The following is a 14,044-nucleotide window of genomic DNA, read 5'->3' as shown; positions in this document are numbered from 1 at the left end:
ACGCGCCCCACGACCTCCCCGCGATCGGTTCCTCGGCCAGCCTGGGCACCACCCGTCCTGTGGACCGACGGGCGGTCAACGCCTGGACCCGAACGGGGGCGGACCCCGACGCTCACCCGGGAGCACGACGCGACGCCACGGCCAACGCCTACCGGCCTCCGCGAACGCCCACCCGCCCGCCGAGCGGTCCCTCTCCCCGCGACCGGACGCACCGCGCGGATTCGCCGGGTCGACTACCCTCGACACACCGCCGGTCTCCGCCGGAACCGGGTGTCCACCACGGCGCGTCCAACGGACGCCTCGTCCCCACCTTGAGACCCCGCCTCCGTTGACCGACCGGGCGGTGAACTCCCGGGACCCGAGTAGGGCGGACCGATGATGACCTGGGAGCATGGCGTGATGCCACGGCCGCTACACACGCAGTGCCCCCACTGTGGGGGCGTCTTCCCGGGGGCTCCGTCGACGTGTCCCGGGTGTGGGGCCCCGTGGGCGCCCGTCCACTCGGCGCGGCTTCGGGCCGTTGAGGATCGGCTCGGGGCGTTGGAGCGGGAGCGGGCCGAGTTGGTGTTCGTGCGCGACTCCCTGCTCTCCGCCGTGTCCCGGCCACAGACCGCCGCACCGCCGGTCGCCGACGCCCGTCCTCCGGTGGAGGGTTCGCGCCCCGTCTACTCGGGTTCCGTGCCGGCACCGAGCCGCGCGCGTCGGTGGGAGTTCACCAGTACATCGGTGCGCAACCTGCTGCTCGTCCTGGGCGCGGTGCTGCTCGGCGTCGCGTCGTTGGTGTTCGCGGTCGTCAGTTGGAGCGAGCTCTCCGTCGCGACCCGGGGAACGATCCTGGGCGGCGTCACCGTGCTCGTCGCCGGTCTGCCGCTGGTGTTCCTTCGGTACCGGCTGACGGCGACGGCCGAGACTCTGGGCGCGTTGGGCGCCGCTCTGCTCGTGATCGACGCGTTGGCGCTGTGGAGCGTGGTACCGGTCGACCGGATCGGTACGCCGGCCTACGTGGCGTCCGCGGCGGCCGTGATCACCGTGGTGTTGGTCGGATACTCGTGGGCCGTCCCACTGCGGGCCCCTCGGGTGCTCGCGGTCGTCGTCGGCCAACTCGTCGCTCCGGCGCTCGCCCTGTGGGGCGATCCAGCGTTGTGGCTCGGTCTCGCCCCGATCATCAACGCCGTCGTGCTCGGCCTCGGCCTGCGGACCCTTCCCGCTCCGGGCCGCGTCGTGGGGACGGTCGCGCGCTGGAGCCTCCTGCTCTCCTGGGCCGCCGCGATCGTGGTCGCGCTGGCCTGGGTGGCGTTGCCCCCGGACGTCCATGGATTGGACGTCGCGACAGGGGGGATCCGATGGGCCCCGCCGGTTCAGTTCCTGGGGTGCGCGCTCGTGGGTGTCACCTGCCTCGTACTCTGGCCGCGCAGCCGCCATCGTGGTGCCTTGGTGGTGGCGACGACGTCACTGGCTCTCGGTGTGGCGCCCGCGGCGGTGATCTTCGCCGAGGTCCCCGTCCTCCCGGTTCTCACGCTCACCCTGGTCGCATTGCCCGCGATGCTCCTCGCGGTGTGGGGGCCGCGCCTCGCCGAACCGGATCGGGTCGCGGTCGGCGCGGTCGCGTTCGTGGCCGCCTGCGCCGTTCCCACTCTGGTGGCCCCTCGACTGGTCGAGGTGATGGCGTCGCCGCTCGTCGGGATCCTCACGTTCGAGCGGCCCGGCACCCTCGCGCTCATGGAGCACGCCGGGCACCCCCTCCTGCTCACCACACTCGCCCTGGCGACGGCCACGCTCGTGGGGTGGGCGGGCTGGCGTTCGGGCCGCTGGGCGGCGGGTGCCACGGCGTTGTCCAGCCTCTCGGTTCTCCTGCCCACGAGTGTCGCGGCCGTGCCCGTTCCGTACGGTGTCGCGCTGACGGTCAGCGTGGTGGTCGCTGGCGCCCTCCTGGCCTCCGTCCCGGTCTTCGCCGGCTGGCGGGCCCGACTGGTGGTGTGGGCTGGTCTCGTCACGAGCTACGTGGTGGTCGCGTGGTCGGCGTTCGACCCGCTCCTCCTGACGCTCGTACTGGTGACGCTGGGCGTGTGCGCGGTCGCTGGCGCTGTTCTCCCGATCCTCACCACACGGTCCGCGAGCGGCGGTCCGCGGACCGCCCCGGCGGCGCTTTCGGTCACGGCCACCGTCAGCTTCGCTTTGGCCGGCGCGGCGGCGTGGTTCGCGTTCCACGACCGGGGCGTCGAGCTGGACCCCCGCTGGTTCTCCGCGCCCGTGCTGACCGTGGCGGCCGGCGCGTTGGCCGTGACGTGGCTCGCACGGCGCGCGAACGGCAACCGCCGCACCGATCTGGCCTGGACCGTTGTCGCGCTCGCCGGGGCGAGTGCCGTGATCTCGTGGGTCGGTACCGGTATCCCACCGCTCCTTCTCGCCGGCGCCGCGGTCGTCACGGCGAGCTCGGCCGCGCTCTCCGCTGGCAGGGTGCGGCCCGTCGGACTCACCGTCACGGCCGGACTGGTGATCGCCGCCGGTGCCACGATGGCCGGTCCGTGGCTCACGGCGCAGTTCGGGACGTGGCGTTGGGTCGTCGCCCCGTGGTCGCAGCGCGGAATCCTCGGATCCCGTGCGGCTGACGCCCTCATGGTGGACTCGGTTCTCCCCGCCTCGTGGCCGGATCTTCTCGCCCTCCCGGCGGTCGGCGCGGCGATCACGCTCGGCGTGTGGGCGACGCGGCGGAGACTCGCGGCGCCGGTCGCCGGCGCGGTCTTCGCGGTCGTGCTGGCCCCACTCCCGGTGATGGCCAACGCACCCGTGTGGCTCGTCATCCTGGTGTTGGTCGTCCTGGCGCTCACGCTTCTCGGTGTCCCGGCGCTCCCGCCGCGAATCCGGCCCACGCCCCTCGCCGGCCGCGTCGCCGCCGTGGGCTCGGTATGGGTGCTGCTCACGATGCTGTCGTGGTCCCTCGCCGAGTCCACTCCGACCTTGGTCGGTCTCGTCGTCGTGGTGGGGGCGGGCCTGGGAGTACAGATCCTGGGGCGTGACGTCCCGCTCGTCTCCGGGGCGGCGGCCCTGTGTACGTTGGCCACCGGTGGGTTCGCCGTCGCGTTGATGCTCACCTTCGGCCAGCCCGCCGAGGTCGCGTCCTTGGGAGCGGTCGCGGTCGTGGCCGGGGGGATCGGGGTCACGAGCACCGTCTCGCTACCGCGCCCGTTGTCGATGTCGGTGGAGGTCGCCTCGGGGCTGCTGGGGCTCGTGGCCGTCTGTCTCACCCTGGCGGGGACGCAGCGGCTGGAGCTCACCAGTGTGTGTCTCGCCGTCCTCGGGGTGATCGCGCTGGGCGGCGCGACCCGCCCCGAACGCCGCTGGTACGTTCCGGTCGCGGGGATCCTGTTGCTCGCGGCGTTGTGGTGCGCGATGGGCTGGCTCCGGGTCACGATTCCCGAGCCGTATCTGCTTCCGCCCGGGCTGGCCGCGCTCGTCCTCGGTTGGGACTGGCGTCGCCGGGCGGTGGTGGCGGGCCGGCCGGCACCCTCGTCGTGGTTGAGCGCGGGTCCCGGCCTGGCGCTGCTCGGCCCCACGGCCGTACTGGTGTTGGCGCCGGACCCCGATCCGATACGGCTCGGCGCGTTGGCCGTCGCTGGCCTGGCGTGCACGCTGGTCGGGGCGTGGCGGCGTTCGCAGTGCCCCCTCGTCGTGGGTGCGGCCGTGTTGGCGCTGGTCGCACAGCGCGCCTTTGGGACCCCACTGTGGGAACTCGTGGTCGCCGTACCGGCGTGGGTGCCGCTCGGCTTCGCGGGAGTCGTGATCCTGGTGGTCGCCACGCGGTTCGAACGGACCGTCGCCGAACTGCGGCGCGCGGGATCGGCGCTCCGGTCGCTGGAGTAGTCAGGTCCGCGCGACCGTGAGCAGGACGACGGAATCCTCCAGTGCGGTCAGGGAGTGCCGTTCCTCCGGGATGATGAGCAGATCACCGGTCCGTGCCTCCCAACTGGTCTCCTCGGCGTCCAGGCGCACCCGCCCTTGGAGCACCTGCAAGGTGGCCTCCCCCGGGCTTCCGTGTTCGGCCATCCCCGCGTCCGCACGCAACGCGATCACGGTCTGGCGCAGCGCCCGCTCGTGCCCGCCGTACACGGTGTCCGCGCTCCGACCCGACGGCGCCGAGGCCGCCTGCTCGGTGAGGGACCGCACGAGGGCCTGCAGGGACAGCTTGTTTCCCATGCCTGGATAACTACCCCGATGACGCCCACCTCAAGGTCACCGACTTGGCTCGCCGATCACAGCGCCCCTCAGGCCCCCGCCGGCACCGCGGGCGCGGCCGGCACGGGGTCAGCTACGCATCCGGTAGACGTCGTAGACGCCGTCCACCTTGCGCACCGCCTTGAGCACGTGTCCCAAGTGCGCCGGGTCGGCCATCTCGAAGGTGAACCGGCTGAGCGCCACGCGGTCACGGCGGGTCTGCACCGTCGCCGACAGGATGTTGACGTGCTGGTCGGAGAGAACCCGGGTGATGTCGGACAGCAGTCGGGTCCGGTCCAACGCCTCCACCTGCAGAGCGACGAGGAACATGGAGTCCTCGGTGGGACGCCACTCCACCGCCACGCGGCGCTGCGGATCCAGGTGCGTGGTGTTCGCGCAGTCGGAGCGGTGCACGGACACACCGTTGCCACGGGTGACGAAACCGATGATCTCGTCCCCGGGAACCGGGGTGCAGCACTTGGACAGACGCACCCACACGTCGGGATCGCCGTCCACCACAACCCCGGGGTTGCCGTGCATCCGCTGTGGCCCGCGCTTACGGGTCGGCAGCGCCGTCTCGGCGAGGTCCTCCTCCGCGCTGGCGAGCCCCCCGAGGGAGTCCACGAGCTTCTGGACGACGTTCTGGGCACTGATGTGCCCCTCACCCACGGCCGCGTACAGGGCGGACACGTCCGGGTAGCGCAGGTCGCGCGCGAGGGCGAGAACGGACTCGCTGGTGAGCATGCGTTTGATCGGCAGCTCCTGCTTACGCATGAACCGTGCGATCGCGTCCTTGCCCTGTTCGATCGCGGCCTCTCGCCGCTCCTTGGTGAACCACTGCCGGATCTTGTTACGCGCGCGCCCGCTCTTGACGAACGTCAGCCAGTCCCGGCTCGGCCCCGCCTCCGGCGACTTCGAGGTGAAGATCTCGATGGTGTCGCCGTTGCCGAGTTCGCTCTCCAGCGGTACCAGGCGCCCGTTCACCCGCGCCCCCACCGTGCGGTGTCCCACCTCGGTGTGCACGGCGTAGGCGAAGTCGATGGGAGTGGCACCCTGCGGCAGGGCGATGACGTCGCCTTGCGGTGTGAAGACGAAGACCTCCTGCACCGAGAGGTCGAACCGGAGCGACTCCAGGAACTCCCCGGGGTCAGTGGTCTCCTGCTGCCAGTCGATCAACTGGCGCAGCCACTCCATGTCCCCGGCCGGTTTGCCTCCGCCGGCCTGACGGTCCTCCTTGTACTTCCAGTGCGCCGCGATCCCGTACTCGGCGCGCCGGTGCATGGAGTGCGTGCGGATCTGCAACTCGACCGGGTTGCCCTCCGGGCCGATCACCGTCGTGTGCAGGGACTGGTACATGTTGAACTTCGGCATCGCGATGTAGTCCTTGAACCGTCCCGGTACCGGATTCCACCGCGCGTGGATCGTTCCCAACGCCGCGTAGCAGTCACGCACACTGTCCACCAGGACGCGGATCCCGACGAGGTCGTAGATCTCCTTGAACCCGACGTCGCGCGCGATCATCTTCTGGTAGATCGAGTAGTAGTGCTTCGGGCGGCCCTTCACCACGGCCTTGATCTTCGCGTCGGCCAGGTCCGACGACACCGACTCGATGACCTCCTGGAGGTACACGTCCCGCCGAGGCGCCCGCTCCGACACCAGCCGGGCGATCTCGTCGAACCGCTTGGGGTAGATCGTGGCGAAGGAGAGGTCCTCCAGCTCCCACTTGATCGTGTTCATGCCCAGGCGGTGCGCGAGCGGCGCGAAGATCTCCAGGGCCTCCCGCGCCTTCTGCTCCCGCTTGTGCTGGGGGAGGAAGCGCAGTGTCCGCATGTTGTGCAGTCGGTCGCACAGCTTGATGAGCAGCACCTTGATGTCCCGCGACATCGCGATGACCATCTTGCGGACGGTCTCGGCCTGGGTGGCCTCACCGTAGGTCACCTTGTCGAGCTTGGTGACTCCGTCGACGAGTTCCGCGATCTCGTCACCGAACTCAGATCGCAGCTCGTCCAGCGTGTACTCGGTGTCCTCCACCGTGTCGTGGAGTAGCGCGGCCGCGAGCGTCGGCTCCTGCATGCCGAGCTCGGCGAGGATCGTCGCCACCGCCAGCGGGTGGGTGATGTAGGGATCACCGCTCTTGCGCCGCTGGTCGCGGTGGTGGTAAGCGGCCACCTCGTAGGCGCGTTCGATGAGTCGGGTGTCGGCCTTGGGATGGGTGGCCCGCACCGTGTTCAGCAACGGCTCGAGCATCGGATTCATCGCGACCCCACGCTGGGCGCCCAGCCACGATCGCCTGCGCCGCGCGCCCGTGGTGTTCGCCGCGGCGACGCTCGCCGGCGTCGGCGCCGCGGGAGCCTCCGGCTCAGCCGCGGGGGTGGGCGCACTCTGGCTCGTCGACTCCGTGGTCGGCGGCGTGGCGTCGTCGGTCGCGCTGGCCGCGCTGTCCACCTCGGTGGGGTCCGGCGCGCCGTGCGCGAGGGGCATGTCAGTCGAAACCGTGTCGCGTTGCATGGACACACCTCCCGCGGCCGGGTATGCGCGGCGGGAGCCGCGCACCTGTGGAGAACACAGCGAGTGCGGACACTCATCGTGACCGCACGGCGCTGTGAGAGTACGGCCGACCGCCGCTTACCAGCTAGTTTATCGACCGCCTTCAAGGCGGCCCGGATCAGGCGACGGTCAACGCGTAGGGTTCGACGTCTGTGAGTCTTTGACGCCCGTTCAGGAAACCGAGTTCCATCAGGACCGAGAGTCCGACCACCGTTCCACCCGCGGCCCGGACCAGTCGCACCGCGGCCTCCGCGGTACCACCGGTCGCGAGGACGTCATCGACGATCAGGACTCGATCGCCGGGCGAGACGCCGTCCGCGTGCATCTCCATGGTCTCGGTTCCGTACTCGAGATCATAGGTCGCGTCGAGCGTCCGCGCGGGAAGTTTCCCGCTTTTACGGATCGGAACGAATCCCGCCCCCATCGCGTAGGCGATCGGCGCCGCGAGGATGAAGCCACGTGCCTCGATCCCCACCACCGCGTCGACCGACTCGGCGTCGTAGCGTTCCCGCACGCCGTCCACCACCGCCCGGAAGGCCGCGGGATCGGCCAGCAGGGGAGTGATGTCCTTGAACTCCACCCCCGGCTTCGGATAGTCGGGGATGGTGCGTACGCGCTTGTCGATGAGTGTGGCGAGATCCTGCGACATTCAGGGCCGGTTCGGGTTGTCGCGATCGTCGTCGCTGCCCGTGGTCGGGAAGTCGGGGTGGTCCTCGATCCCACTCGGGTCCTGCGGCGTGAGAACCTCGGCGATGCCCGCCTTGATCATGCGGATTCGGGTTCCCGGCGACACCTCGACCTCGATGTCATTGTCGTGTACGTCCACGATGGTCCCGAACATGCCACTCTTGGTCATGATCTCCTGACCGGGCAGCAGCGAGTTCTGCATCTGGTTCTCCTGCTGCCGGCGCTTCTGCTGCGGCCGGAAGAACAGGAGGTAGAACACCGCGATGATCAGAACGAACGGGAGCATCTGAACCAGGAAACTCGACCCCTCCTGGCCCTCCGCCGCGAGATACAAAAGGCCCTCAGTCACGGGGCATCCTTCCCTCGGTTAACGAATTCCGCCGAGCACCGGGCCCGGCCTTTTGCTTAACGTACCAGGGCGGGTCGGTTGTTCCTGCGCTCGACGGTCCGCCCTACGTACCCCCCGTGTCGTCAAACAGCGTAGCCGTCCCGAACACCGTGTCCTGCGGTGGGGTCAGCCCCGCGTGCGTCCACGCCGCCGCCGTCGCGACGCGTCCCCGCGGGGTGCGCGCGATGAAACCGGAACGCACCAGAAATGGCTCCGCGACCACTTCCACCGTCTCCGGCTCCTCCCCCACGGACACCGCGAGGGTCGACAGGCCGACGGGGCCGCCGGCGAACCGGCGCAGCAACGCGTCGAGCACCGCGCGGTCCAGGCGGTCGAGTCCCTGTTCGTCCACCTCGTACAGGCTGAGTGCGGCGCGGGCGTTCTCCTTGGTCAGGTCGCCGTCGCCATGCACCTCGGCGTAGTCGCGGACCCGGCGAAGCAGCCGGTTGGCGATGCGGGGCGTCCCTCGGGACCGACGCGCGACCTCCACCGCCGCGTCCTCGTCGAGGCGGACCCCGAGGAGGTCAGCGGAGCGGCGCAGGATGGCCTCGAGGTCCTTCGCTGCGTAGAAGTCCAGGTGGGCGGTGAACCCGAACCGATCCCGCAGCGGGGCGGGAAGGAGGCCCGCGCGTGTGGTGGCCCCGACCAGTGTGAAGGGGGCGAGGTCCAGGGGGATCGCGGTAGCTCCCGGACCCTTGCCGACGACGACGTCGACCCGGAAGTCCTCCATCGCGACGTAGAGCATCTCCTCGGCGGGGCGGGCCATGCGGTGGATCTCGTCCAGGAAGAGCACCTCCCCCTCGCGCAGGGTGGAGAGGATGGCGGCGAGGTCGCCGGAGCGTTCGATGGCGGGGCCGGAGGTGATACGAAGCGGCGCGCCCAACTCCTCAGCGATGATCATCGCGAGGGACGTCTTTCCCAACCCGGGGGGTCCGGACATCAGGACGTGGTCGGGGGCCCGGCCACGACGCTGCGCACTGCGCAGGACCAGGGACAGTTGGTCGCAGACGCGGTCCTGTCCGACGAACTCCTCGAGCCGTTTGGGCCGCAGCGCCCCCTCGACCTCGTTGTCCTCCAGCCCGGCCTCGGGCGAGACCAAGCCCCGGGGCTCGTCGTACTCCTCGGCGTCCGTCACTGCTCGCCCTCTCCTTCCACCACGGCCGTCACGCCCGGCTCAGCTTACGCAGCGCGGTTCGCAGCAGGGTCGCCGTGTCGGGCGCGGCGTCGTCGGCGAACTCGGTGGCCGCGGCCTTGACGGCCGTCTCGGCGTCCCGTGTCGACCATCCCAGATTGACGAGACCCTCCACGGCCTGGGCGCGGGTCGGCGGTGCCCCCGCCGAGGAGGAAGGAGCGTCCACGGCTCCGCCGCCCAGCTTGTCGCGCAGTTCGAGGCAGATCCGCTGTGCGCTCTTCTTGCCCACGCCGGGAATCCGCGTGAGAGTGGCGGTGTCCTCGCTGGCGACCGCGTCGCGCAGCGCTTGGGGAGTCAGTACGGCGAGCGCCGCCAGGGCGATCCGCGGCCCGATGCCGCTGGCGGTCTGGAGCGCCTCGAACACCGTGCGCTCCTCGCCGGTCCCGAACCCGTAGAGGGTCAGGGAATCCTCACGCACGACCAGGCTGGTGGCGACCGTCGCCGTCTCGCCGACGCGCAACTGGGCCAACGTGGCCGGCGTGCACAAGGCGGACAGCCCGACACCACCCACGTCGATCACGGCGGAGTGCGCGTCCACGGCCATGACCCGACCGGTGAGGAATGCGATCACGGAACCCTCGTCTCCTTCAGGGCTGCCGACGGGCGAGCGCCACTCGACGCTCGTAGTCACGTCGCGCCTGTTCCACGCGTGTCTGTGCGCCCCCCCGCCAGATGTGACAGATCGCCAGGGCGACGGCGTCGGCGGCGTCGGCCGGGCGGGGGGCTTCCGAGAGGCGCAGCACCCGGGCCACCATCGCCCCGATCTGCGCCTTGTCCGCGCGACCACTCCCGGTGATCGCGGCCTTGACCTCGCTGGGGGTGTGCGTGGCCACGGAAAGGTCCCGGCGGGCGGCGCAGACGATCGCGATGCCGCTGGCCTGGGCCGTACCCATGACCGAGCTGAGGTTCTGCTGCGCGAACACGCGCTCCACCGCGAGGACGTCGGGCTGGTACTCGTCGAGCCAGCGTTCGATCCCCCGCTCCACGTCCAGCAGGCGGCTGGGCAGCCCGGCCTCGGGAGAGGTTCGTACGACGCCGGCCCCGCGCAGGCTCAACGCCCGCCCGGCGACGCCCTCGACCACCCCGAGTCCGCACCGGGTGAGCCCCGGATCGACTCCCAACACACGCACCGCGCCCCCCGTGGTCTCGCTCGAACGTTCGTTCGTTGAGCCTACAGGTGCCCGGCCACAACGGCCGCCCCGACGCGAACCTCGGTACGCGGGACACCGGAAGCCTCGAGGACGCCCGTCGGGTGCGCACCGGGGTCGGATCACGTCGACGCGGGACACCGAGGACACTCCGCGCCCGACATGAGGCCGGTGGGCGCCACGCTCCACCTCTCCATCCCGCACGAGGGGCCGAGGCGGGCGACGACAGCGGGTGGTGCGCTTCGACGACACGCGGGGCCGGTGCGGCTCCCGGCCGCCGGGACCCGCGTGGCGACCGACTGGAGCGCCAGATATGGTCCGCACGTGGCGCGGGCACGGCGCGACACCGCGGAGTCGCTCCGTCGGGGAACGGTGTGTCGCGACGGCGACGGAATCCGGCACGCGGCTGACCGCCAGGGGCCTCGTACGTGAGGAACAGCGCGGGCGTCGGACGGTCCCGGTGTCCCGGTCGCCCCGATTGGTCGGCGCTCCCGGCGGCACTCCTGGCTGGTCCACCCGTGACCCTGAGGTCGCCATGTCGAGCGACGTCTTCCGGACAACAACGCTCGACCTCGCCCTCTCCCCGCGCGTCTCGCCACCGTCCACTCGGAGCTGCCCGCCGCCGCGGTCCGAGCGGTTCCAGCGAGGCCATGGGCACACGCGACGCCCCGGCTCGGTCTCCCTCAGGCGGTGCGCCGTATCAGGACCTGACGCGTTCTCACCGCTCGGACCTCGAGCCCGCGAGTCGACGGCTCAACCGGACGGGACGCGCCGCGAACGACCGTCCTTCCGATGCCCACGGCCGCCGAACCACCCGAGTCTCGATCCACCCTCGAGGGCGGACCCACTGGTTCCCCGACCCCGCCTTGAGCGCACACGTCGGGAGCTCTCAGGGCGGGGGCCGCGGTGGACGGCTTGTTGCTCTCCCGCGCCGGTCCGATGCGGCACCCGAGTGCGCAGTGCCGTCGGGGTCCTGTTGGTCGCACGCGACGTGGACCCCGGCGTCGGGGTGGGGCCCGTTCCCCAGCACCACACCGCCATTCCGGCAGACGGTGCGATGAGGTGGTCGTCCACGAACCCGCGCTAGTCGATCTTGGCCATGATCTCGTCGGAGATGTCCGCGTTGCTGAAGACGTTCTGGACGTCGTCGGCGTCCTCGAGGGCGTCGACGATGCGGATGACCTTCCGCGCGTTCTCCTCGTCGACGGGGACCTCCATGGTGGGGACGAAACTGGACTCGGCCGACTCGTAGTCGATGCCCGCGTCCTGCAGCGCGGTCCGCACGGCGACCAGGTCCGTGGGTTCGCTGATCACCTCGTACGCCTCACCGAGGTCGTTGATGTCCTCAGCCCCGGCCTCCAGCGCCGCGAGGGTGACGTCGTCCTCCGTCGTGCCCTCCTTGGGGACCACGACGACGCCCTTGCGGTTGAACAGGTAGGACACAGAGCCGGCGTCCGCCATGGAGCCGCCGTTGCGTGTGACCGCCACCCGCACGTCCGAGGCGGCTCGGTTACGGTTGTCGGTCAGGCACTCGATCAGCAGCGCCACGCCGCCCGGGGCGTAGCCCTCGTACATCACCGTCTGCCAGTCGGCGGCACCGGCCTCCTCGCCCGCCCCGCGCTTGCGCGCCCGTTCGATGTTGTCCAGCGGGACCGAGTTCTTCTTGGCCTTCTGGATCGCGTCGTACAGCGTCGGGTTGCCATCAGGGTCACCTCCACCAGTGCGGGCCGCGACCTCGACGTTCTTGATGAGCTTGGCGAAGAGCTTGCCCCGCTTCGCGTCGATCACGGCCTTTTTGTGTTTGGTGGTGGCCCACTTGGAGTGGCCGCTCATTTACGCCGATCCTTTCACCGTCTAAAGCTTCCGTCGCTCGGACGCGGGCGTCTCCGGGAGGGGCTGCGACTGGCGTCCCCGTCGCGTCGCCCGATCCTACCGGCCGACCGGGTCGGGCCCGTCGCCCCCGAACCGCGCGGCGCCTCACCGCATGGTGCCGTAACGCCTGCTCATTGGCTGTTCGGGCACGATCGGAACGCGGTGACGCGCTCCATCGTCCCGGGACCTCGCGCCGAGTCGTCTTTGGAAAGAGTAGATGCGGGGCGGGCGTGGTTCCACCGTCGCCCCCGACCGACATCCGGCGTGTGGGCCGTGGCTGGCGGCGCGTCTCTACTCGGAGCCGGGCGACGCCCGGTCCGACATGGCCGGCGGTTCGTCGTCGATCTCGAAGAATTCGGGGCTGGGGGCGCCCCCGGCCAGACGCAACCAGCGCACCAGACGCCGGGACCGCGCGTGCCGCGTCGCGGCGACAGCATCGTTATAGAACCTACGGGCGAACAGGGTGCGACGCGCCTCGGCCGCGACTTCGTCGAAGACCGCCCGGTCGTCCACCGCCACGGGACGCACGCCGGCGTCGTCGAGGACGGCCCGTAGCGTGCGTGACAGCGCGCTCTCCGCGAGTTCCATCCGGTTCCGGTCGGCGGAGGCGGCGGACCTTCGGGCCTTGGCCACGGCCTCGGCGAGCAGGAGCTGGGACGCGGGGTCCAACCCGGGCAACGCCGCCAGCTCCCCCACCACCGTGTGCCTGCGGGCCAGAGCCGTGTCCAACGCGGAACGCGCCGTCTCCAGCCGCGTGTGCAGACCGTCGAGCCGACTCGCGCGCCAGGAAGTGTAGAAGGCCAGCAGCACGAGCACGAGCGCGGCGACACTCGCGGCCGCGACCCAGTCGGGGATCACGGTCTCGTCGAGGGGGGCGCGGCCGTGGCGGCCGGTCGTGGCGGACAGACGGTTTCGTAGACCCGCACCACGTCGCTGGCGATACTGGCCCAGTCGAAGCGTCGCACGGACCGCCGCGCCGCCGTGGCGAGGGCGGTCCTGCGCTGGGGGTCGTCCAGAAGCTCGGCCACCGCGGTGGCGAGCGCGTCCGCTCGGCCGACGGAGAAGAGCGCCCCGGCCCGACCGTCCAGGAGGACGTCGCGGAACGCGGGAATGTCGCTGGCCGCGATCGGCACGCCGCTGGCCATCGCCTCCGCGAGAACGATGCCGAAGCTCTCGCCACCGAGGTTGGGGGCGCAGAAGACATCGACCGAGTGATAGGCGCGGATCTTGTCCTCCTCGCTGAGTTGGCCGGCGACCACCACTCGATCCCGGTGCTCAGCGGGAACGTGCGTCTGGACCGCGCCACCCGCGCCGGGGCCCGCGATCAGGAGTCTCAGGTCGTCCCTCGTGGCGGCCAACATCGTGAAGGCCTCCAGCGCCACGCGCAGCCCCTTGCGTGGTTCGTCCATCCGCCCGAGGAATCCCAGGGCTCCGCCGGATCCGGGCCAACCCGCCAACGGCTCCGCGTCCTGATACCGGGCGACGTCGACACCGTTGGGGATGAGGACGGCGTCCCCACCCAGATGCTCGACCAGGGTGCGTCGCGCCTCCTCCGACACGGCGATGCGTCCGTTGACCCGTTCCAGCGCGGTGCACAGCGCGGCCGCGGACGCCGCCATCGCGCGGGAACGGGTGTTGCTGGTGTGGAAGGTCGCGACGATGGGCAGGTCGGCGAGCCAACACGCCAACAGGGAGAGACTGGGCGCCGCCGGCTCATGGACGTGCAACAGGTCGAAGTCGCCGTCGCGGACCCAGGACCGAACCCGGCCCGCGGCGCGTACGCCGAACGAGAGTCGAGCCACCGACCCGTTGTAGGGGACGGGGATGGCGCGCCCCGCGGCCGTCACGTGTGGGGGCAGGTTCTCCGGCCGGTCGCACGGGGTCAACACCCGCACCTCGTGGCCGAGCCCTATCAGCGCTTCGGAGAGGTCCCGCACGTGCTGCTGCACTCCGCCCGGAGTGTCCCAGGTGTAGGGACAGACGAGCCCGACCCGCATC

General features: G+C 70.9%; 11 protein-coding genes. 1 reads left to right on the top strand and 10 read right to left on the bottom strand.

Translation table 11 applies throughout. The features are described 5' to 3' along the window. The first annotated feature begins 540 nt into the window (after positions 1-540). Positions 541-3,861: an SCO7613 C-terminal domain-containing membrane protein gene (locus tag J4H86_RS25740; RefSeq protein WP_236540895.1), complete on the top strand. Its 3,321-nt coding sequence runs from the start codon at positions 541-543 to the stop codon at positions 3,859-3,861. Here the strand turns inward: J4H86_RS25740 and J4H86_RS25735 are convergent, their stop codons facing one another. The 10 genes from J4H86_RS25735 to J4H86_RS25690 all read right to left on the bottom strand — a co-directional run bounded on the left by J4H86_RS25735 (position 3,862) and on the right by J4H86_RS25690 (position 14,043). Further along, a complete protein-coding gene (locus J4H86_RS25735; protein WP_236540894.1) occupies positions 3,862-4,194 on the bottom strand; it encodes a cupin domain-containing protein in 333 nt (110 codons plus the stop codon). It lies immediately after the preceding gene. A gap of 108 nt (positions 4,195-4,302) precedes the next feature. Then, positions 4,303-6,693, bottom strand: a complete 2,391-nt coding sequence (locus J4H86_RS25730; protein ID WP_394356540.1) for a RelA/SpoT family protein — start codon at positions 6,691-6,693, stop codon at positions 4,303-4,305. A gap of 184 nt (positions 6,694-6,877) precedes the next feature. Continuing rightward, positions 6,878-7,408, bottom strand: coding sequence for an adenine phosphoribosyltransferase (locus tag J4H86_RS25725; protein WP_236540893.1), 531 nt, complete (start codon positions 7,406-7,408; stop codon positions 6,878-6,880). Next, positions 7,409-7,795 carry a preprotein translocase subunit YajC gene (gene yajC, locus J4H86_RS25720; protein ID WP_394356421.1) on the bottom strand — a complete coding sequence of 129 codons (387 nt, stop codon included), beginning with the start codon at positions 7,793-7,795 and terminating at the stop codon, positions 7,409-7,411. Positions 7,796-7,898: 103 nt separating this feature from the next. Further along, positions 7,899-8,969, bottom strand: a complete 1,071-nt coding sequence (gene ruvB, locus J4H86_RS25715) for a Holliday junction branch migration DNA helicase RuvB (protein WP_236540892.1) — start codon at positions 8,967-8,969, stop codon at positions 7,899-7,901. Positions 8,970-8,997: 28 nt separating this feature from the next. Then, positions 8,998-9,597, bottom strand: a complete 600-nt coding sequence (ruvA, locus tag J4H86_RS25710; protein ID WP_236540891.1) for a Holliday junction branch migration protein RuvA — start codon at positions 9,595-9,597, stop codon at positions 8,998-9,000. 16 nt (positions 9,598-9,613) lie between these two features. After that, positions 9,614-10,156: a crossover junction endodeoxyribonuclease RuvC gene (gene ruvC, locus J4H86_RS25705; RefSeq protein ID WP_236540890.1), complete on the bottom strand. Its 543-nt coding sequence runs from the start codon at positions 10,154-10,156 to the stop codon at positions 9,614-9,616. Positions 10,157-11,257: 1,101 nt separating this feature from the next. Continuing rightward, complete coding sequence (locus J4H86_RS25700; RefSeq protein ID WP_236540889.1) at positions 11,258-12,007, bottom strand: YebC/PmpR family DNA-binding transcriptional regulator; 750 nt, start codon at positions 12,005-12,007, stop codon at positions 11,258-11,260. Between the two features lie 330 nt (positions 12,008-12,337). Continuing rightward, positions 12,338-12,904 (bottom strand): hypothetical protein, encoded by a 567-nt coding sequence (locus tag J4H86_RS25695; protein WP_394356420.1) that lies wholly within the window; start codon positions 12,902-12,904, stop codon positions 12,338-12,340. Next, the gene (locus J4H86_RS25690; protein ID WP_236540888.1) at positions 12,901-14,043 is read right to left on the bottom strand and encodes a glycosyltransferase family 4 protein; all 1,143 of its coding nucleotides are present in this window, start codon (positions 14,041-14,043) and stop codon (positions 12,901-12,903) included. The genes J4H86_RS25695 and J4H86_RS25690 overlap by 4 nt, the downstream gene beginning before the upstream one ends. Between the last annotated feature and the right edge of the window lies 1 nt (position 14,044).

Origin of the sequence: Spiractinospora alimapuensis (genome assembly GCF_018437505.1) — a bacterium.
Taxonomy (GTDB): domain Bacteria; phylum Actinomycetota; class Actinomycetes; order Streptosporangiales; family Streptosporangiaceae; genus Spiractinospora; species Spiractinospora alimapuensis.
Note: the sequence above shows the minus strand (reverse complement) of the source record. Positions and strands in the feature narration are given on the sequence as shown.